Annotated in this window: 19 protein-coding genes; 2 read left to right on the top strand and 17 right to left on the bottom strand. The window is 36.9% G+C overall.

Features of this window, described 5'->3' with window-relative positions; genetic code table 11:
• Nucleotides 1–22: 22 nt before the first annotated feature.
• Both prpB and IO68_RS19240 read right to left on the bottom strand, forming a co-directional pair.
• The gene (gene prpB, locus IO68_RS19245) at nt 23–904 is read right to left on the bottom strand and encodes a methylisocitrate lyase (protein ID WP_004882090.1); all 882 of its coding nucleotides are present in this window, start codon (nt 902–904) and stop codon (nt 23–25) included.
• Nucleotides 897–1607: a GntR family transcriptional regulator gene (locus IO68_RS19240; protein ID WP_007478243.1), complete on the bottom strand. Its 711-nt coding sequence runs from the start codon at nt 1605–1607 to the stop codon at nt 897–899. The genes prpB and IO68_RS19240 overlap by 8 nt, the downstream gene beginning before the upstream one ends.
• 440 nt (nt 1608–2047) lie before the next feature.
• Here IO68_RS19240 and IO68_RS19235 point away from each other — a divergent pair, with 440 nt between their 5' ends.
• A complete protein-coding gene (locus tag IO68_RS19235; RefSeq protein WP_023012599.1) occupies nt 2048–3253 on the top strand; it encodes an aromatic amino acid transaminase in 1206 nt (401 codons plus the stop codon).
• A 476-nt stretch (nt 3254–3729) separates the two neighbouring features.
• Nucleotides 3730–5100 carry a phosphomannomutase/phosphoglucomutase gene (locus tag IO68_RS19230; protein WP_023012598.1) on the top strand — a complete coding sequence of 457 codons (1371 nt, stop codon included), beginning with the start codon at nt 3730–3732 and terminating at the stop codon, nt 5098–5100.
• 48 nt (nt 5101–5148) lie between these two features.
• On the opposite strand, the gene galE is transcribed toward IO68_RS19230, so the two are convergent.
• The 15 genes from galE to IO68_RS19155 all read right to left on the bottom strand — a co-directional run bounded on the left by galE (nt 5149) and on the right by IO68_RS19155 (nt 22675).
• Nucleotides 5149–6165: a UDP-glucose 4-epimerase GalE gene (gene galE, locus IO68_RS19225; RefSeq protein ID WP_023012597.1), complete on the bottom strand. Its 1017-nt coding sequence runs from the start codon at nt 6163–6165 to the stop codon at nt 5149–5151.
• A complete protein-coding gene (gene pgi / locus IO68_RS19220; RefSeq protein ID WP_023012596.1) occupies nt 6158–7831 on the bottom strand; it encodes a glucose-6-phosphate isomerase in 1674 nt (557 codons plus the stop codon). The genes galE and pgi overlap by 8 nt, the downstream gene beginning before the upstream one ends.
• 2 nt (nt 7832–7833) lie before the next feature.
• Nucleotides 7834–9093 carry a nucleotide sugar dehydrogenase gene (locus IO68_RS19215; RefSeq protein ID WP_023012595.1) on the bottom strand — a complete coding sequence of 420 codons (1260 nt, stop codon included), beginning with the start codon at nt 9091–9093 and terminating at the stop codon, nt 7834–7836.
• Nucleotides 9094–9109: 16 nt separating this feature from the next.
• On the bottom strand, nt 9110–9985 hold the full coding sequence (galU, locus tag IO68_RS19210) for a UTP--glucose-1-phosphate uridylyltransferase GalU (protein ID WP_023012594.1): 876 nt from the start codon (nt 9983–9985) through the stop codon (nt 9110–9112).
• Between the two features lie 13 nt (nt 9986–9998).
• Complete coding sequence (locus IO68_RS19205; RefSeq protein ID WP_031234664.1) at nt 9999–11873, bottom strand: polysaccharide biosynthesis protein; 1875 nt, start codon at nt 11871–11873, stop codon at nt 9999–10001.
• Nucleotides 11874–11910: 37 nt separating this feature from the next.
• Nucleotides 11911–12444, bottom strand: a complete 534-nt coding sequence (locus IO68_RS19200; protein ID WP_023012592.1) for an acetyltransferase — start codon at nt 12442–12444, stop codon at nt 11911–11913.
• Complete coding sequence (locus IO68_RS19195; RefSeq protein WP_023012591.1) at nt 12437–13441, bottom strand: MraY family glycosyltransferase; 1005 nt, start codon at nt 13439–13441, stop codon at nt 12437–12439. Before IO68_RS19195 ends, IO68_RS19200 begins: the two co-directional genes overlap by 8 nt.
• 7 nt (nt 13442–13448) lie before the next feature.
• Entirely contained in the window at nt 13449–14384 is a 936-nt protein-coding gene (locus IO68_RS19190; RefSeq protein WP_023012590.1) for an NAD-dependent epimerase/dehydratase family protein, read from the bottom strand.
• Nucleotides 14381–15514 (bottom strand): glycosyltransferase family 4 protein, encoded by a 1134-nt coding sequence (locus IO68_RS19185; protein WP_023012589.1) that lies wholly within the window; start codon nt 15512–15514, stop codon nt 14381–14383. Before IO68_RS19185 ends, IO68_RS19190 begins: the two co-directional genes overlap by 4 nt.
• Nucleotides 15515–15545: 31 nt before the next feature.
• On the bottom strand, nt 15546–16658 hold the full coding sequence (locus IO68_RS19180; RefSeq protein WP_023012588.1) for a glycosyltransferase: 1113 nt from the start codon (nt 16656–16658) through the stop codon (nt 15546–15548).
• On the bottom strand, nt 16658–17698 hold the full coding sequence (locus IO68_RS19175; protein WP_152514789.1) for a hypothetical protein: 1041 nt from the start codon (nt 17696–17698) through the stop codon (nt 16658–16660). The genes IO68_RS19180 and IO68_RS19175 overlap by 1 nt, the downstream gene beginning before the upstream one ends.
• A gap of 35 nt (nt 17699–17733) precedes the next feature.
• Nucleotides 17734–18822: a glycosyltransferase gene (locus IO68_RS19170; protein WP_023012586.1), complete on the bottom strand. Its 1089-nt coding sequence runs from the start codon at nt 18820–18822 to the stop codon at nt 17734–17736.
• Nucleotides 18823–19012: 190 nt separating this feature from the next.
• On the bottom strand, nt 19013–20212 hold the full coding sequence (locus IO68_RS19165) for a polysaccharide pyruvyl transferase family protein (protein WP_023012585.1): 1200 nt from the start codon (nt 20210–20212) through the stop codon (nt 19013–19015).
• Between the two features lie 2 nt (nt 20213–20214).
• Nucleotides 20215–21534, bottom strand: coding sequence for a polysaccharide biosynthesis C-terminal domain-containing protein (locus IO68_RS19160; protein ID WP_023012584.1), 1320 nt, complete (start codon nt 21532–21534; stop codon nt 20215–20217).
• Between the two features lie 103 nt (nt 21535–21637).
• Entirely contained in the window at nt 21638–22675 is a 1038-nt protein-coding gene (locus IO68_RS19155; protein WP_023012583.1) for an NAD-dependent epimerase/dehydratase family protein, read from the bottom strand.
• Nucleotides 22676–22700 lie beyond the last annotated feature (25 nt).

Raw genomic sequence — 22700 nt, 5'->3', positions numbered from 1 at the left:
AAGGGAGATTTAGGGGGATTTCTTATTTTGCCTTTTCAAACGATGCATCAAGATACTGTTCAAACGCATGATAATTAATGCGTTCATACAATTCTTGACGGGTTTGCATGGTGTCAACAACGTTCTTCTGTGTGCCTTCTTTACGCAGAGTTTCATACACATTTTCCGCTGCTTTGTTCATCGCGCGGAATGCTGAAAGTGGATATAACGCAATGCTCACATCCGCAGAAGCCAATTCTTCAGTCGTAAACAATGGTGTAGAACCAAATTCAGTAATGTTCGCTAATACTGGAACTTTGGTCAGATCAGCAAACTGCTTGTACATTGCCAATTCAGTGATCGCTTCAGGGAATAACATATCCGCACCTGCTTCAATGTATGCCCCTGCACGGTCAATCGCTGCCTGCAAGCCTTCAACTGCAAGTGCATCAGTACGTGCCATGATCACAAAGTTTTCATCAGTACGTGCATCCACTGCCGCTTTAATACGATCCACCATTTCTTGTTGTGTCACGATTGCTTTATTTGGACGGTGACCACAACGCTTAGCACCCACTTGGTCTTCAATGTGCATTGCTGCTGCACCGAACTTAATCATTGATTTAGTGGTACGTGCGATATTAAATGCTGAAGCACCAAAGCCTGTATCCACATCAACCAATAATGGTAAATCACATACATCAGTAATACGGCGTACATCCGTCAATACATCATCAAGGTTGCTAATACCCAAATCAGGTAAGCCCAACGAACCAGCAGCCACACCACCACCAGACAAATAAATTGCTTTATAGCCTGCACGTTTTGCTAACAATGCATGATTGGCGTTAATCGCACCGACCACTTGTAATGGTTTTTCATTTGCGACCGCGTCGCGGAATAGCTGACCAGCAGATTTAGCCATGTTGATGTTCTCCTTGAGTTTGCAGCAATGTTTGCTCAACAATTTTGTAGGATGCATTGATGTGACGGTGCATCAGCATTTCAGCCAACTCACCATCACCCTCAGCAATCGCATCTAATATGCGGATATGTTCGTCCCAAGCTTTACTTGGTCGATCTGGGGTATTTGAAAATTGAATTCGATACATACGGATGAGGTGATAAAGCTCATCACATAACATTTTTTCTAAGGTTTTATTGCCACTGCTTTTGATAATGCAGTAATGGAAATCGTCTTGGCCTTCTTGCAAGTAATAACCCTTACCTGCTTTAAAGTTTTCATCTTCGGCATGCATACGCAATACATCACGTAAGGCTAGAATTTGTTTTTTATCAATATGCTGTGCAGCGAGTTTACAAGCTAGACCTTCTAAGGATGCACGCACTTGGTACAGTTCTTTAAATTGTTGTAGTGACAATGAGACAACACGTGCACCGACATGGGCGGTACGCTCAACCAGTTTTTGACCTTCGAGACGATGGATCGCCTCACGTAGCGGGCCACGGCTAATGCCATAAATACGTGCTAACTCAGGCTCAGAAATCTTACTGCCCGCAGGAATTTGTCCTAATACAATCGCCGATTGAATTTGCTTAAATACATGTTCCGTCAGGGTCATTCCCTGACTTGTGCTGATGGCTTGAGGAACAAGGGTATCTTGCATATTGTCGACAATCTCTACAGTTTTGATGATTTTATAACGAGATACAATAAAAAATGCAATAGGATTGTCGACAATAAAATAGACTTGCTCAGTCAACCCTATAATCTAGATACAACGTTTACAACACACGATAAACAGAGGAAATTATGAATAATTTCATTACATAACAATGGGTTAATAGAATTTATTTTTTATTCTTTGATTTAGATTATTCCGCTTTTTGACTCTGACTAGGCTTTATCCTAAGACCATGGTATGACAGCTTGATTGTAGACAATCTCTATAATTGATCCATTTACCATGAAATTTGTAAGTAAATACTGCACTAGATGTAAATAACAGCGTGCTTCATCATCGCTTTATTGGTACATTATTGGGCATCTGGAGCAGCGCTCCTCAAGACACATCCATGCACCTTGTTGAATAAAAGGACATTGTTAATGTTTCAACATATCCCACCTTATGCAGGCGATCCAATCCTCTCTTTAATGGAACAGTTTAATGCTGATTCTCGCGCTGAAAAGGTTAACCTGAGTATTGGTTTGTACTACAACGAAGACAGTATCGTTCCTCAGCTTGATACCATTATCGAAGCTCAAAAACGTATTGCGCCTAAAAATGATAAAACCAAACTTTATCTCCCAATGGAAGGCTTCAAACCATACCGTGATGCGATTCAAGCATTATTGTTTGGTGCAAATAGCCCTGCAACTCAACAAGGTCGTGTTGCTACCATTCAAACTTTGGGTGGTTCAGGTGCATTAAAAGTCGGTGCAGATTTCTTAAAAACTTATTTCCCAAATTCAGAAGTTTGGGTGAGCCAACCAACGTGGGATAACCATGTTGCGATCTTCAACGGTGCAGGCATCAAGAGCAACTTCTATCCATATTTTGATGCTGAAACACGTGGTGTTGATTTTGATGGCATGTTATCGACATTAAATACGCTACCTGAACAAAGCATCGTGTTATTACACCCATGCTGCCACAACCCAACAGGTGCGGATTTAAATCCAGCACAATGGGATCAAGTGATTGCAGTGTTAAAAGAGCGTAATCTGATTCCATTCCTCGACATCGCTTATCAAGGCTTTGGCGATGGTATGGAACAAGATGCTTATGCAATCCGTGCTCTAGACCAAGCGGGCTTGAACTTTATTGTCAGCAACTCTTTCTCTAAAATCTTCTCACTGTATGGTGAGCGTGTTGGTGGTTTAACTTTCGTATGTGATGATGCTGAAGCCGCAAAATGCACATTCGGCCAGTTAAAAGCAACAGTACGTCGTATCTACTCTAGCCCACCAACAACAGGTGCATGGTTGGTTGATCAAGTATTAAATGATGCTGATTTAAACCAACAATGGCAGGGTGAAGTGAAAGAGATGCGTGAGCGTATTATTAAAATGCGTAGCATCCTCAAAGATGAACTGACTAAAGCCTTACCTGATCGTGACTTTAGTTACCTTGTGAATCAAAAAGGGATGTTCAGCTATACAGGTTTAACGGCTGAACAAGTCGATACATTGCGTGAAGAATATGCGATCTACTTAGTCCGTAGTGGTCGTATTTGTGTGGCTGGTTTAAACATGAACAATGTTTATAAAGTTGCAAAAGCAATGGCTGAAGTTCTAGCAAAGTCAGCTTAAAATCCCTCTAAATCTCCCTTTTAAAAGGGAGACTTTATGGATCAAAAAAGGTTGTTTCACGTGAAACAACCTTTTTTATTTTTCACTGCCTTATTAAGCCCAAGCTCTTATCCTTAATTTAAATCCAGACCTTGCTTGCTACCGTGGTAATTGGTATGAATGCCGACTGGTTGGACTGCCTTGCTCTGCTTTCAAAGCAGTGCTTTGAAATTGTTCAGGATGTGCCGTCAGTCCATGAGCAGCGACTAAAGCTGCGCAAGGTTTTTGTTACTTTTGCCCCCCTAAAAGTCAGGCAATGCCTATACAAAACTAATTTGCTACTCACAGTCAATGAGACTGTGCCTGTTTATTCTTAAACAAGTGAACATGAGCATATCTATCAAATTTGATCTTCATTAGACGTATATATGTGAGTGTTCAACTCCCCCATCTCTTTGTATACTGCAAGGCATTCACACACAACAGCACTTTTCAAAATGACTCAACTGACTTGCTTCAAAGCGTATGATATTCGCGGAAAATTAGGTACAGAACTGAACGAAGAAATCGCCTATAACATTGGTCGTGCCTATGGGCAAATCTACCAACCTAAAAAAATCGTCATTGGCTGCGACATTCGTTTAAGCAGCGAAGGATTAAAACAAGCAACTATTCGCGGTTTAAATGATGCGGGTGTGAATGTCCTTGATTTAGGTATGACAGGCACTGAAGAAGTTTATTTCGGCGCTTTCCATCTTGATGTACAAGGTGGCATTGAAGTGACGGCTAGCCATAATCCAATGGACTACAATGGCATGAAATTGGTTCGTGAAAATGCACGCCCAATTAGCGCAGAAACAGGTTTAAAAGACATCCAAGCCCTTGCAGAATCAGGTACTTTTAGTGAAGTTGAGCAGAAAGGTTCGACTGAAAACTATAATATCTTGCCTGAATTCGTTGATCATTTACTCACTTATATTGATCCACAAAAGATTAAACCGCTCAAGCTTGTGGTGAATGCGGGTAATGGTGCGGCAGGTCATGTCATCGATGCGATTGAACAAAAGTTCCAACGGCTCAATATTCCTGTTGAATTTATCAAAATTCATCATGAAGCCGATGGAACTTTCCCTAATGGAATTCCGAATCCAATTTTAATTGAAAATCGTGATAGCACCCGCGATGCTGTGCTTGCGCACAATGCAGATATGGGCATTGCATGGGATGGCGATTTTGATCGCTGCTTCTTATTTGATGAGAAAGGTCAATTCATCGAAGGCTATTACATTGTTGGCTTACTGGCACAAGCATTCTTGATCAAACAATCTGGCGAAAAAATTGTGCATGACCCACGTCTAGTTTGGAATACCTTTGATATCGTAGAACAATACCAAGGCATCGCAGTTCAATCCAAATCAGGACATGCTTTCATTAAAGATGTGATGCGCGAACACAATGCAGTATACGGCGGTGAAATGAGTGCGCATCACTATTTCCGTGACTTTGCTTATTGCGATAGTGGCATGATTCCTTGGTTACTGACGATTGCCCTTCTCTCAGAAACAGGACAATCGCTTTCGTCATTAGTTGAAAATATGATTGCGAAGTTCCCATGTAGCGGTGAAATCAACTTTAAAGTTGCAGACACACAAGCAACAGTACAAAAGATTTTTGATCATTATGCCAACCAAAATCCACAAGTAGACCGTACAGATGGTGTCAGTCTCGATTTTGGCGCATGGCGTTTAAACGTACGTGCATCGAATACTGAGCCATTGCTTCGACTGAATATCGAAAGTCGCGTGGATAAAAATCCAAAACCAATGCAACATTATGTAGATGAATTAACGAGATTGATTCAAGGCTAATACCCGAACAAAAAAGGAGCAATTTGCTCCTTTTTTGTTTTAAATGGTTCAGTTATAACCATTTGGATTCTGTTTTTGCCAATTCCAACTGTCAGCCAACATATCTTCCAAAGAATATTGCGGTTTCCAACCTAGTTCTAATTGTGCACGAGTGTTGTCAGCAAATGAAGTTGCAACATCGCCTGCACGGCGCGACACAAATTCAAAAGCAATCGAGACGCCATTAACTTGTTCAAAAGTATTTTTTACCTGTAGCACTGATGAACCATTTCCAGTACCAATATTCCAAACTCGGCAACCTTGTGCTGACAAGCGATTGCTTAATGCACATAAATGGGCATTAGCCAAGTCTACGACATGGATATAATCACGAACGCCTGTTCCATCAACAGTGTCATAGTCATTGCCATAAATGGATAACTTTTCTCTTCGTCCAACAGCGACTTGGGTTACATAAGGCATTAAATTATTTGGAATCCCTTGAGGATCTTCTCCAATTTGACCACTCTTATGTGCACCAACAGGATTAAAATAACGCAATAATGCGATTGACCAACGTCGGTCAGCGTGTGCAAGTTTTTGTAATAATTGTTCCACAATTAGCTTTGTATAACCATAATTATTATTTGGTATGCCTGTTGACATATCCTCATTTAGTGGCGAAGTATTCACTTCATCATAAACCGTTGCAGATGAACTAAAAACTAATTTAAACACACCTGCTTTTTCCATTGACTTAGTTAACTGAATACTACCCGCAATATTGTTATCAAAATAAGTTAATGGAATCTGCTGACTTTCTCCAACCGCTTTTAAACCCGCAAAATGAATGACAGCATCAATTTGATGATCTTGAAAGACCAAATCTAACTCAGATTGATTTCGGATATCTCCCTGTATAAAAACCAAACTCTTATTGGTGAGTTTCTGCACTCTACGCAAGGCTTCTTCCGAGCTATTTGAAAGGTTATCAAATACAATCACCTCATGCCCTGCATTTAATAGCTCTATGCACGTATGCGAGCCAATATAGCCCGCACCACCCGTGACCAAAATTTTAGCCATTATTTTTCCCTAATAAGATTTTAAGTAAGCCTTGAGTCGATGCATCAAATGTAGATAAATCATCTTGCTCACAATTAAGAATAGGTAATAATTGATTGGCAATTTCTTTACCCTTTTCAACGCCCCATTGATCAAAAGGATTTATATTCCATAACACCGACTGTACAAATACTTTATGTTCATAAGTCGCAATGAGCATTCCCAAACTATATGGATTGAGCTCTTTTAATAAAATCGTTGAACTTGGCTGATTGCCTTCATATTGTTTGTAAGTAGGTAAATCTTCAATTTCATCAGCCGTTAATGCTTGATTACCGAACGCCAATAAACGTGACTGTGCTAGGCAATTTGATAATGCCAAATGATGTTGCTCAATCAAAGCTTCTGCATTTTCAGCATAAGTAAAATGATTAGCATTGTATCGCTTAACTGGTGCGATAAAATCACAACTGACTTTATGAGTGCCTTGATGAAGGAGCTGATAAAAAGCATGTTGTGCATTCGGCCCGACCTCTCCCCAAACAATTGGACAAGTCGTGGAATCAACTTTTTCACCACTTCTCTGTGTTGACTTACCATTCGACTCCATTTCCAGCTGCTGCAAATAAGCAGCAAAATATTTGAGCCGCCCATCATAAGGGAGTACTGCATGTGTTTGAATATCTAGAAAATTATTATTCCAAACACCTAGCAATCCAATTAAAACAGGAATATTTTGAGCAAACGGTGCCGTTTGAAAATGCTGATCAATGGCATATGCACCTGACAACAATTGTTTGAAACCATCGATACCCACAGTTAATGCGATCGGTAAACCAATACATGACCAGAGTGAGTATCGACCACCGACCCAATCCCAAAGTAGTAACTGATTTTCTGGTGCAATACCCCACTCAGACATCTTATCCGGTTTGGTTGATACACCAATAAAGTGATGCTTCAGCACATGACTATTTTTACCTAAAGCTTTTTCTAACCATTGACGTACAGTTTGTGCATTCGACAGCGTATCAATCGTACCAAAGGACTTAGACGAAATAATAAATAACGTTGTTTCTGGTCGAAGTTGATGCAGCAAATCAGAAAGCTGACTGCCATCCATCGTCGATACAAAATGAACATCCAAAGGCTTTGCTGTTACGACTTTAAAATCCGAAAGCGCATGTGTGACCATTAATGGGCCGAGATCAGAGCCACCGACCCCAATATTCACCACATCCTGAATCACTTCACCTGTTGCACCACGATATTGGCCTGCATGAATTTTCTCAACTAAGCTATACATCCGCTCTAATTGAGTATGAACTTGTGCCGTAATTTCAGGAAGTACTTGCTGATTTTGCTCAGGCACACGTAAAGCCCAATGCATTGCAGCACGTTGTTCAGTATAGTTAATCTCTTCAAGAGAAAATAATCTTTGAATCCATTGTGTTAGGTCTTGAGCATGAGCTAAATCAACAAGTCCATTTAAAACATTTTGATCAATACGATGCTTACTGAAATCTAAGACGATTTGCTCTTGTTCGACTGAAAAGCGCTCGAAGCGCCCTGAATCATCTGAGAAAAATTGATTCAAGTGCGTGTCTTGGGTTTGCATTTTAAGGTTGCGCAACGCTGAAAGTGCTTGTTGCTGGCTTTTAACTATCAAAGGCTGCTTATAATTCATTATCAACGCCCCACCCCCATATAAGCAAACTGTTGTGCTTTGACATATTGGGGATCATAAATATTACGGCCATCTAAAACCAAAGGATGAGCCATACGTTGCATCATTTGTTTAAAATCAGGACTCCAATATTGTTTCCATGCAGTAAGCACACACAACCCATGTGCATTTTCAAGCGCTTCATACTGCTGCTGACAAAGTATCAAGTCATCACGCTGACCGTAGATCATCTGAATCTCTTCTAGCGCTTGAGGATCATGTAATTGCACTTTAACGCCCTGCGCCCATAAAGCTTTTAACATCAAATGAATCGGTGAATGTTGTATGCTTGAGGTATTTTCCTTAAACGAAGCGCCCCAAATTGCAATCGTCTTACCATGCAAATCGCCATGATAATAATTCCATAATTTGCGGAATAAAATTTCTTTTTGTTGCTCATTGATTTCCCAAACTTGAGCAAGCAACTGGCTCTTTACCCCTGTATTGGCAACGGTATTCGCAAGCGTCAATACATCATGGGAAAAGTTTTCTCCACCAAAACCCGCACCAGGCGATAGATAAGCAGTACCAATACGGTTGTCTGCTGCCATCCCTTGGCGAACCGAAGTAATATCAATACCCAACTTTTCAGCGACTACAGCCAAGTCATTAATATAACTAATGCGTGTCGCCAACATGCCTGAAATACTAAGCTTGGTAAACTCAGCATCTAATACAGGCATAAATAAAAATTGTTGCTCAAACGGAAAAAATGGGCGTAACAATTCTTTGACTTTCTGCTGTGCCGATGGCTCTGTATACCCAACAATGAGTTGTTTTGCTTGAGTGAAACTCTGTAAAGCATTTCCTTCTTGGATAATATCTGGCAGATAAACCCATTCATCTTCAGGCAAAATTTGCTTAAATTTTTCTGTACTATGCAAACCAAATGTTGATGCATTCACCATCAGCTTAGGATGAATAATCGGACGTTGCTGCAATTCAGTTAATAACGCTAAAACTTGCTGCTCTTGTGTCTGATTAAAACTGAATAAATAGACATCAATATCAAGTGGAATATGCTTGAAATTTGCATAATATAAAAAACCACTGTTGAGCTGCTTATCAAGCAAACGGCTTACATTTTCATCATGAAATGAATATTGCACAGTGTTTTCTTTATCATCGGTGTTTGAACACCAATAAACACTGTGCCCAGACTCTGATAGTAATGCAGACATGACCCCTGCATATAGGGTATTGCCAAAAACTGCAATTTTCATAACCGTTAACCCTAAACTATAGGGCTAACTCACGAATTAAGCCCTTAAACTCTTCACCCAATTTTGGATGTTCAACACCATAGTGTAGTACAGCTTTAAGATACCCAATCTTGCTACCACAATCAAAAGTTTGCCCTTTCATACGATAGGCTTCAACAGTTTCTGATTGTTGCAATGCTGCGATCGCATCAGTCAATTGAATTTCATTTCCTGCACCGCGCGGTGTATTTTCTAACAGTGCCATGATTTGTGCTGGTAAAATATAACGGCCAACGACTGACAAATTGGATGGTGCAGTTCCAACACTTGGTTTCTCTACAATGCCTTGCATTGCAATACTTTCACCTTCATTTGGCGAATTTGCGACATCAACAATGCCATATTGATCAACCAGATGATCAGGAACAGCTTCAACCATAATTTGTGCAACATTCGACTGCTCAAAACGGCGAATCATTCGCGATAAATCATTGTCCACTTCAACATCTTTGACCAGTACATCGGGTAATAACACTGCAAAAGCTTCATTCCCAATTACATCTTTGGCACATAAAACCGCATGTCCCAAACCTAATGGTTGCGGTTGGCGTACACTAATCACGCTAACATGCTTCGGTAAAATATCTGTAATTTCTTTCAGTAAATCGAACTTCTTCTTTTGTTCTAATATCGTTTCAAGTTCAAAATTACGATCAAAATAGTTCTCAATCGATGCTTTTGATGAGTGAGTCACCAAAATGATCTGCTCAATGCCTGCTTCAACTGCTTCACGCACCACATATTCAATTGCTGGGCGATCAACCACAGTCACCATTTCTTTTGGAATTGATTTGCTCGCTGGTAAAAAACGAGTTCCAAGACCAGCGACAGGCAAAATTGCTTTCTTAATCATTTAATTTCTCAGTTTAATTCACTCTAACTTCATCACTACGCTTGTAGCCATCAACATAATATTCAAGCTGGGTTAATGCCCAATCAACGTCATGTTCGACCGCAGTCATTTGATTAATTCTATCAAAAATCAATTGAATTTCAGCTAATGGATAATGTTTCTCAAAAGACCGTAAAATACGAGTATGTTCTGTGTATTCTGTATTTTCTTGATCAATCAATAATTCCTCATACAGTTTTTCACCTGGACGCAATCCGCTATATGCAATTTCAATATCACCGTCTAATGATCCAGCTTCACGTACAGTTAAGCCGCTTAACTTGATCATTTGTCGAGCCAAATCTTGAATACGTACAGGCTCACCCATATCAAGCAGAAATACATCTCCTCCCGTCCCGAGTGCGCCAGCCTGAATCACCAACTGTGATGCTTCAGGAATCGTCATAAAATAACGTGTAACATCTGGATGTGTCACTGTTATGGGGCCACCACGTGCAATTTGCTGCTTAAATAATGGTACAACAGAACCCGAAGACCCAAGCACATTACCAAAACGAACAATACTAATTTGTGTATTGGGTTGTGTATCAGCAACCGCTTGGCAGTATAATTCAGCCATTCGTTTTGAAGCACCCATCACATTGGTTGGGCGTACAGCTTTGTCTGTAGAAATTAAAACAAAAGTCTCAACACCATTTTTAACAGCGGCATTCAAACTGTTTGCTGTACCAATCGCGTTATTTTTTAAACCAGCAATTGGATTGCACTCAACGAGTGGTACATGTTTATAAGCAGCAGCATGGTAAACCGTCTGAATGTGATACTGTTCAATAATGCGCTCTAGTTTTTGTTGGTCTTGTACAGTCCCTAGAATCGGAATAATTTCGCAATTCGCTGTCTGTCTCAATTCTTTTTCAATGTCATATAATGCGAACTCTGTTAACTCATATAACACCAAAATTTTAGGGTTGTTTTTGATAATCTGACGACATAATTCGGACCCAATAGAGCCCCCCGCTCCTGTTACCATCACAATTTTATTTTGAATATTCTTTGCAAGTAGATGCGAAATTGGAGGAACTGGATCACGCCCCAACAAGTCAACAATGTCAACCTCCTGAATATCTGTAATCTTAATCTCACCATCGACTAATTGCGTCAATCCTGGTAATTCAGTGATTTTTAAATGTGCACTTTCAAATTGTTGAATAATTTCAGTTTTTCTTACGCGACCAACCGAAGGAAGCGCCAGTAAAATTTCCTCGATCCGATCTTTCTCAAAACGCTGTAATGCTTTTTCAACAGAATATACTTTTAAACCACCAACGATTTGGCCTTGTAATGATGCATAGTCATCAATAAAGAAAATGGGTAAATGATCATCTGAACGATGCAAGGCAGCTGCAATTTGTTGTCCTGCATCACCTGCACCATATATCGCAATACGTTTCCGTCCAATTTCTGAATAAAAAGATGCCTTAATAATAAAACGTATGCATGCTCTACTAGTCCAAACCCAAGCAAACATCATAAACCCAAACATAAATGGGATAGACATCGGGATATAAGCTTGTGTACACGTACTCAGAGTGTAGAGCGCGATCATGCTTAAGCTAACAGCAATCGCCAACTTAACAATAAATACTTCATTAAAGGTTCGAACAATAAAGCGATAAACACCCGTGATTGCCAAACTCAAAATTGCAATTAAAGTGACAAGCAAAATGCCATGGTCAATGCCTGGGATAATTTTGGCACCCAAATCAAATAGGCGGATGACATAACAAAGCCATAAAATTATAGGAAAAGCCATTAAATCTAAAAGGACAAGAAAAGCTTGTTTAAAAAGCCTTGGTGCTACTGAAAACTTTTGTATTATTGCCTTAATAAACATTAAATATCTTCTTAATCAAATTTGTAACTTTTTAATCCGCTACAAGAGTACCAGCCTTTAAAAAAGTGAGAGGGGCAATTTTCTTACCACCTGCAACCTTAACCCCGATACTTAAATGGGCACACGAACCAATTTCGACATCATGATCGACTAAAGTCCCTAAATTTAAAATAGCGCCACTGTGAATTTTTACTGATGCACCCACAATACAACCAGCCTTAATGATTACACCATCTGCTATTTTTGTGCTTGGGCTAATGATAGCACTAGAATCAATAACAGAAGCGAAAGGTATATCTAAGCTATGTAAGAGACTATACCATTTTTGTCTCAATTCATTATTCCCAACGGCAACAATTGCTTGATGAGCATCTAAATTTAACTTACCTAAGCCTAAAATATCAGAAATAACCTTATGATTATTAATTTCGAGTGTGTTTGGCCAACTATCATCCACGAAGCAAATTTCGCTCCAAAGATTCAAAGACTTCGCTAATTCAGCAACAGATTTTCCAAAGCCACCAGCCCCTAAAATCAGTAAATTTGGCTTGTTTTTATTATTCATTAGAAGTACCAGCTTTCAAATAGATAGCGACTAGTATTAATGGTAGATAAGCGACAAGAACACCAAGCTCAGGATAATTAAATTCTGTATTTACTGTCCAATATGCGATAGGAAGTAACCACAGGACATTAACCAGAGCAACTGCTATCGTTACTGGAGTATGGCTACTGAGTTTCCTAGACAAAATTTGGTATGCATGACTACGATGAGCATCATACATTTTATAACCGCCCAACACACGACGTATCAATGTAAAAGTAGCATCCACGATGAATACACCTAAACAAATGATCCAAGCACAAAATAAAGCTAAATTTTCTTTTAGTGCTATTAAAGCGAACATACCTAGTGTCAAGCCAAGGAAACCACTACAAGCATCCCCCATAAAAATCTTAGCTTTAGGAAAATTCCAAAGTAAAAAACCAAATGCACATGCGGACAATAACCAGAGTATTTCTATATTTAATTGGAGGTTAAATATAGAATAAATTATAGCCATGCTCATCAGCGTCGTGATTGCTTCAACACTAGCAATACCATTAATTCCATCCATGAAATTATACAAGTTCAGTAGCCAAACTAAAAAAATAACCGCAATTATATTTGCACTAAAACCTAACGAAAAATTATTAAAAATCTTTACTTCTGAGAAACCACCTAAACTGATCACAACACCAACAGCCACCATAAAGTGAATTGCTAAGCGAAGCATGGCGTTAATATGTCCATGATCATCTAAAAAGCCTAATAAAGCGATTATGAAACCAGAAATTATAAGAGTTAAGCCAATGTGTGGAGATAAATGACCCAAATAAATAAATAATATCGCCCCTAAAATGTAGCTAACAACAACGGCAACTCCCCCTCCTCGAGGGGTAGGAATACTATGGGAGCTACGCTCATTTGGATTATCAATAATATTTCTCTTTAATGCATACACCCTCATAAAATAGGTCAACATAAAGGTGAGCAAGAAGAAAATAAGAGCAAATACCATAGGTGTATCACATTCCCTTAAACATATTAATTAGGCTTCTTTCTGTCGAATATGGAGCTTTCCAGCCTAAGACTTGCGTATTCTTTGAACTGTCTACAACTAACTCTGAACACAAACGAGATGCCATTGCAGACCGACCAATAAGACCTGCGAGAAAACAAATAAGATACTTAGGTATTGGTACCACAATTAACTTATTATTCTGCAAAAAAGCTAACTTCTCAAAAAGTTGTTTCACTGAGATATCATCTTGGTCACTCGCTAAAAAGACTTGACCAACTGCATTTGGGTGCGTCATGCATATATGGATCAAGTCTGCTAAATTATACACGCTCACCATACTGCGTTTATTATCTAAACAACCAATTGGTAAGGGAATTTTCTTTGTCGCAAGAGAGACCATACTCTTAAAGTTGGCTTTTACATTTGGCCCATAAATCAGAACAGGTCGGATAATAACAACTTCTAAACCAGTTTCGTAAGCCAATTCCATTAAAGCTTGTTCGGCTTCATATTTAGACAAACCATAGGGATCATCTGTATTAATGGAGTCATCGGCAGTAAAAGGCTTCTGTTGAGTAGCCTCTTCTCCATTTACCTTTATACTACTTAAGTAAATAAAACGTTTTACACCACTTTTTACTGCTTTTTGCGCAAGATTTAAGGTGCCTAGAACATTAGTTTGACGATATGCTTCTAATGGCGAAGCAGCAGTTTCGTTCATAACATGCGCACGACCAGCGCAATGAATGATAACATCGACATCTGAGAGTTTTACACCATCTAGATCATCATTTAAATCAAAATTTAGATTTGTAATTCTAAGATCATTAAAATCTTGAGATAATCGGGTATGTGCCAAAATCGAGTAGTTTTGCTTAGAAAAATATTGACACAAATATTTCCCTAAAAAACCATTACTGCCTGTAATTAATATTTTCATTTTAAACCTACATTTCGCTTTAATGACTCATATACTTCAAAATGGGTTTTTACAACGTGTTTTATATCAAATTTTTCTTCAGCACGTTGACGCGCATTATGGCTTAATTTTTCACAAAGACTATCATTACTGATCAACTTTTCAATTGCTGTAGCTAGACTATTCTCATCTTTAACTTCTGCAAGAAAACCAGTCACTCCTTCTTCAATAGCCTCTCGACAACCTGGAACATCTGTCGTAACTACTGGTCTTCCTAAAGCTTGAGCCTCTAATAAAACTTTAGGCATTCCCTCTCGGTATGAAGGCAAAACCACTACTGTTGCTTTGCTTAGAGTTGCAGCCATATCACTCTGATGACCCCACCATTCGACCGCCCCACTTTGTGCCCAGTCATTTAACTCTGGTTCACTTAAAGATGCAGGATTATCTGGATCAACTCCTCCAACTAAAACAAAGCGAATATGAGGATATTTATCCTTTAGCAGTAAGGCACTTCTATAAAACTCATATACACCCTTGTCTGCCAACATACGGCAAGCCATTAGCACCACTTTATTTTCTAACGGCAAATTATGAGCACTAAACTTAGCGAGATCAACTCCAGAGCCAGGAATGAGAACTGTTTGTGAGCTTGGTATTGAGACATATTGTCTTAGAATTCTTAAATCATCAGAATTTTGAACAATAACGACTTTATTTTTTGCGCTTAAAGCTAAGCGATATAATGGAATTACACCTAAACGCAAAAACTTTGCTTTTATCCTTGTATTTGTAAATATGTAACCTAGTCCTGATATTGCATAAGCTATCGAAGGGACTTTAGCTAGAATTGATGCAATTCCCCCAATAAGAACAGGTTTAATTGTTACTAAGTGCACGACATCTGGTTGAATTTTTATTAACTTTCTTTTTAAATCAAATAATAAACTTAAAGAAGAAAATGGATTAAGACTCCCACGCTCTAAACTAATAGGATATACTTTAATTCCTAAAGACTTCAAATAATCCATTCTACCTGTATCTTTAGCAAAAATATAAACTTCATGACCTTGATCTATTGCTTCTAATGCTAATGGAAGTCTATGTGAAATAAAAAACCAATCCACGTTTACTATGTATACAATTTTCATATAATATTTCTATTCTAAATTCCTTGAAAGATTAAAGCTCTTTATCTTTAGTCGGAGAGACTTTATGAATTACAGCATCCCAAAATGAAGGTATCGATCTAAAATTAGCAATGTATTCTTTGTATTCACGTGAATAGTCGCAATTACTTTCAGCACTAGAAGTCAACAGCTTTAGTATTTCAGCTTTTGAAAATCCATCTGATACTATAACATTAGGCAATTCGTTTATCGCTGGAGTACAAGGAGTAGATATTACTTGTTTAATTCCTGATGCCATCATTTCCAAAACAACATTTGGAAACCCTTCTACTCTTGATGAAATTATACCAATATCAGAGGCTGCAAAATATGAAGCTGGATTACTAACATTACCCATAAAGATAACATGGCTGCTTAACCTTAGTTCAAAGCTTATTTCTTTAAGCCTCTCTAACTGAGGGCCATCACCTAAAATACATAATTGACTTGGACTCTTATAACTCTTTATAAAATCCGAGTATGCATATAAAAGTATATCAAATTGCTTTAACTCAACAAGCCTACCACATGCAATAAAATTTAATATTTTTTCATTTTTTTTTAAAAGCCCACTCTTAACTTGCATGTTAATATTATTAATATCCACACAATTTGGTACAACCAAATTATTAGGGGCAGGGTAAAATCCAATATTTTTAAATAAAGAATTTTTCATAAAATCAGTTTGATAAATAAGTAGGCTCTGCCCCCCATAGAAAAACCTATAAAATAACCTTATAACAATAAGCTTAATTCCTGAAAACCGCTCAAATGGAACTGTTGACTCCCTAGAAATTAGTTTAGATTTGATATTAAAAACCTTCTTAAAAAAACTAACCAGTGCATTTGTTATAATATGTGAAGTGAAGATGTAATCAAAATCAGAATTATTTATTTTCTTAAAAAGCTTTATATAAGAAAACATACTTTTACTATTTGTTGTGGGGCAATAAGTAATATCTACATTCATTCCTTCAAAGAATGAATTTATTTTATCATTTTCCCCTGACGATATAAAGAATAAAAAAACACTATAATTAATCTGACAAAGATACTTCGCTAGATTAAGCATAACTCTTTCAGCACCTCCAATCTTAGAGCTTGGAAATATAAAAATAATTTTCATCAAATCTTCACTCGTTTAATTACACTAATAAAAACTGGAACAAATAGAAATGGAGATAAAACAGCAGTCTGCCTAAAACCCACCCCTACCTCTGTGCTATATGCAAAAACATTAAATAAAATCATTGCAACCAAAGATTTTGAAAAAAGAATATTATTTTTATTATAAGAAAAAAACAACATGTATAAAAAAACCCCAAAAATACATGCAAAAAAGGAAATATAATACCAAATATATAAATAGAAGGGAATATAAGCATCCACCTGCCAAGGAATAGGTGAAAACATAAATCTAAAAGACTCGAATAAAACTGAAAGGTAATCTAAAGAGTAGATTCTCTCCATAAATTTATCAAAGTAATTATTTAAAATATACAAAGATACAAAAAAAACAAAAAGAAAGGCATATACCAAACTTTTGAACTGAATTTTTCTAGATAAAATTAGATCAAAAATAACATATACAACAATACCAAGACAAGCATTCATCCTATACGTTATTAGCACTAGCATAAAAAAACCCATTAAATAAAACTTTTCTTTTTTATACAAATACAAAGATATACTGATTAAAAAGAAAATTGACACATCTCTCATCAAAGAAAAAGTCAAATAAAATAAGGGTAAATAAAAAATCATTAAAATACTTAAATAGTAAGAATCTTTTTCAGGTAACTTAAATTCCAAGCATATAAACTTTGAAAAATACAAGTTTGCCAAGAAAAATATTGTAGTTTGAAATACATACCAAAGCCCCAGATTATCATTTATAAAATTCCTCACAAAACCCAAGTACATATAATAACCAAAATGTAAACTTTGACTATAATCATAATAGTTTTGAAAAATGTACAACCACCCCAAGCTCTTGGAATCAGCCATCACATAATTAGATAAAACATAATAACGATATTCATCATGAGAGGTAACAAAAAAATCACCAATCTTACTATCATTAAAAACCAACAATAAAACTGAAATAAAAATAAGATATATATAAAAATATATAATCATATTTTTGGATATTAAAAGTTTTCTCAAAACAAAACCTCAAAGTATTATTTATAAAACCAAATTCAAGGCAGCAGCACTGTCAAATATTGATCTACAATATTATGAGGTTTATATTTTAAGAGCTGCTCTGAAAAGTTTACAGCGCTTTTATTAGTTAGTTCTGTAATTATAGCTTCAGCTAAAGCATCAGGATCATTCGTTGGAACAAGTACCCCCCACTTACCACCTTCAAGAATTTCAGAGGGTCCATTGGGACAATTTGTACTAATAACCCTCGTATCACAAGCCATAGCTTCAACTAAAACATTACCAAATCCTTCCCATAAGGAGGATAATACAAATAACTCAGACTTTTTCATCCAAGAATAAGGGTTCTCCATGAAACCCAAAATATGTACTCTATCTTCAATTCCAAGCTTTTCTACTAGCTTTTTCAATTCGAACTCAAGCTTTCCTACTCCAAGTATGACTAAATGAATATTTTTCTGCCGAGTTACAACATTTGAAAAAGCATTAATTAATAAGGGAAAATTCTTTGCTTCCGTTAAACGCCCTACCGCCAATATAAATGGAAGATTCTTTTTTGCCCAAAAATGATTCAACTCTTCTTCTTTCTTTATTAATAACTCTGAGGTCACTACAGGATTATAGATAACTCTAATTCTCTCAAAATCTAAACCTAACGTTAAAGCCAAATCTTTTGCTACGCCTGAAGAAACTGCCACGATTCCATCAGCTCTGCGATATGAAAAATACATAAGTTTTTTTAATATAATATTTTTATAAGATGAACCAGCAAGACTCAATGATAAAGTACTATGTTCACTTATCACGACACGACATTTTATACCACTTAACTTTACAGCAATAGTTGCAACAACATTGACATAATGCATTGCTGATAAAACAACCTTTGGCTGTTCTTTTTTTAAATATTTTATTAATGGATTTATTGCAAAAAAAACTCTAGATGAATTTAAATCAACAATTCGTACCTTGTTAGATACATCTTTAATAAAGTTACCTTTTGCTTTTGCTAACAATAAATCAACACAATATCCTTTCTCTGCTAAAGTATTTGCTAATATTAACATTACACGCTCAGCACCGCCCCCATTCATTGAAGGCACAAACAATGCGATATCTGTCATTATGATTATCCACAAAATTATATGGTCTGCCCTTTAACCCTCAAAAAAAGCATTACATAAGCCAAAAAATATGCAAAACTTTTATTCAATGTAATAGCGAACACCAAATCCAAATGTAAAATTAATAGCTAAATGGCAATCTCTCAATCCGAGTACCAAAATTAGTGATTAAAAAGATAGTCTTTCTTAATTAAAACATTGCTTGTAAACAGTCCTCTACTCCATCCAACACTTCAACTTTCAAGTCATTTCTATTTTCTAAAAGAACCTTTGAGTTGTTAAAAGATACATTCAACTTCTGCCAAGGGTCTTCATCTTTTAAAACGTTACAATCAACTACGACCCCCCCTCCACCAACAACTCTCCAAACATCTGGTATTTTTGTATCCCATACGATAGTTGCAACTTTTTTTCCGAATGCTTGAGCAATAATTCCAGCATGCATGCGCATTGCTACCAAATAATCTACTTGCCCAATTTGTTCATAAAGTTCACTAGGTTGTTCTGGTCTATCTAATAAAGTTACATCAATACAGTCATCCAACAATGCTCGGTGTATAGTTTTAGCACATACATAATCATTGGGATTGCCATTAGTCATGAGAACAACTCTCATTTTTTCATCAATAGCACTTTTCACTACTTTTTTCCAGAAAAGTAAATAGTCAGATTCATCCATATCTTCTAATTGAGCATCGTACTTTTTGAACACAGATAGAGGCATCACGTTAAAGCCACAAGTCATTTCTTTCTTATTCAATAAATCATTTATTGAAGCATTCAAAGCAAATGCTAGATCTGGATATACATTTAAAGAAGTTTTATTATCAATAAAAGACTCGACTTTATTTACGGAACCTTGATCTCGAAAAGAAACATACTTAGCTTGCTTCAAAATAGTTTTATATACACCCTTTGCCCGCTCACCGATATTATCACCCACCCCACAGCCCAAGATTGCAAATGGCTTGTTGTTTCTCTGCGCTATTTTTACAATCTGATCTAATTTTGGTGAAAAAAAGGATGTACTGTCAGTTATCAACTGCCCCCCACCAATAATCACTCCATCTGAGGTTTTTATTAAAGTATCCCAATACTGATCAGATCTTGCTTTAACTGAAAAATACCATATAACCCTAGATATAAAATATTGAATAAATGGACTATTCTTTAATCTATTTACTAAGGTAGGTTTCAAAGAGCTTTTATTTTCTGAAGATACTTCCATCAACCTATTATGATTAGAAAAATTTTTTCTAAATGAGAGATCTAACGGTATAACATCAATATCTTTTGATATCAAAATTTTCTTAAGGCTATCAAATATAGCGTAATCTCCAAGATTAGCACTAAATACTTCTCCTACAACCACAACTCTTTTATTACTCATATCTATTTTCTCATAAAAATCCAAAAGAACGTACTGTCAACCCCTATTTGACGTTTTATTGCCGCCCACAAATACAGATTCCATACAACTATAGACATTGATGCGCTTATCGCAGCACCATCTACACCTAGTCGAGGTATCAAACATAGATTTAATATGGCATTGCTGAGCGCAGATAAAATCATCCCCTTAATTACAAATCGCTCATTATTAGACATGGTTAAAATTGAAATTGATGAGCCAAAAAAAGCATTAATAGCCTGCCCAATAGCTATTATATAAAGAGCTCGATGACCTAGTATAAAATCATCACCAAAAACAAATCGAAGTATCTCTGCTCCAAAAAAGAAAAAAACTAAAACCAATGGCAATGTAAAACTAAAACTAATTAATGAGCCTACTGAAGCTATTTGTTGAACCCTTTTGGAATCTTTTTTAGCAAATGCACTAGCAAGCTTAGGCGTAATTATCATGGTTACAACTTGCAAACCGAATAGTGTTAGGGCAGCTCCTGATACCACAACCTTATAAACTCCAACATCATGAAGTGTACCCAAAAGACCCAACATCACAATATCAATTTGCCCACTTACAACTTGCATACCAGTCATCATTGCCAAGGGAATAATAGAAAAGAACCAGACTTTCATATGAATATCTGGTTTTACCTCTTTTAACTCTGTAGGTTTTACTTTGATTAATAGCCAAGCGCCTATCAAAAAGGCCACCGCAGCAGCAAAAAGATGTATCTTCATTGCGGAATTTGGATTGGACTCAACATTTACTAAAATAGCAATTAAAAGAAAAATAACGAGTAAAAGCGGACGTATAAGCGCCTCAGGTAGTTGCCCCATTACGACAAAGCCAAGACCTCTAAGCGCAGCACCACGAACATTACCCATAGCAATTAGAAGTGCTGTAATGAGCCCTAAAGCAAATATACTGGTACCTCCAGCTTGTTGTATAGCTTCATCAAAAAAAAGCTTTTGTACAAGAAGAGCTACACTATAAGTAATAAGAGATATCATCATGACTGCAGAACCACTCCACAGCCAAATACCTTTCATCTTACTCCAATCGCTTAATGCTTTTGCTTTTGCAGTTTCTCTTAATACTAGTGTAGGCATCCCAGCTTGTGCTGGCAACGCTAAAAGACTTACTAAAGCAAAAACATATGAATATGTACCAAAACCCTCAACTCCAAGAGACCTTGCCAGCAAAACAGAGCTAGCAAAAGTTGCTCCCACAGCTAGGATACGAACAATAAAAGTACCTAAGAATGTTTTGACAAGATTCCAGTTCAAAAGGTCTTTTATACTCATGGAAAATCTTAAATCTCTTTAGAATATGAATCAAATACTTACCCAAATTTTAACCTCTAAAATAGAATTTTACTCTACAAACAGGTTAAACATCTTAACTTCTCTACCTAGAAGCACTATGTAAATCTGACACATACCAAGTCATTGCTAATCCGACGCCTTGCATAATTCGATATTGCGGTTCATAACCTAATAATGTTTTTATTTTTGTGACATCTGCCTGCGAATGTCTTACATCACCTGCTCTAAACTCACGATATACAGGTGCTTTGCTATAACTAACACCCTGTTCATTTAAGGCCTGCTTAATAGCATTAAATAAATCATTTAGCGTTGTACGATCACCGACAGCAACATTATAAACTTGGTTTTTCGCTTCATCATTTTGTGTAGTTGCTGCCAGAATATTTGCTTGGACTGTATTTTCAATAAAGCAAAAATCTCGACTGGTTTCACCATCACCATTAATAAATACATCATCACCCTGAATCATGGCTGCCGTCCATTTTGGAATTACTGCGGCATAGGCACCATTTGGGTCTTGGCGCTGACCAAATACATTGAAATAACGTAGTCCAATACATTTAAAGTCATATGTACGAGCAAATACTTCTGCATATAGCTCATTGACATATTTAGTCACAGCATATGGTGATAATGGATTACCAATATTTTCCTCAACTTTAGGTAAAGCAGGATGATCTCCATAAGTTGAACTACTAGCAGCATAGGTAAAGCTTTTGACTTGTGCATCACGTGCAGCAACAAGCATATTTAAAAAACCCGTAATATTTGCTGCATTTGTTGTAATCGGATCTGCAATCGAGCGAGGAACTGAACCTAATGCGGCTTGATGTAGCACAAAATCAACACCCTGACATGCTTTTTCGCAATCAACTAAGTTTCGAATATCCCCCTCATAAAAAGTAAAATTAGCCCATTGCTCTGGGCTAATGTTACTTTTTACTTCATCCAAATTATGCTGATGACCTGTCGCAAAGTTATCCACCCCAACTACTTTCTGATCTAGTTTTAATAAGGTTTCCAATAAATTGGAACCAATAAAACCCGCCACACCTGTCACTAACCAAATTTTTGGGGTTTGCTTTAATTGATCACAAACAACTTGATATTGAAACATTATGTTAAGTTCCTCTTATAATTGA

The sequence above is a fragment of the Acinetobacter sp. COS3 genome (assembly GCF_000475335.1).
Taxonomy (GTDB): domain Bacteria; phylum Pseudomonadota; class Gammaproteobacteria; order Pseudomonadales; family Moraxellaceae; genus Acinetobacter; species Acinetobacter venetianus.
This window is presented reverse-complemented; position numbering and strand designations above follow the sequence as displayed.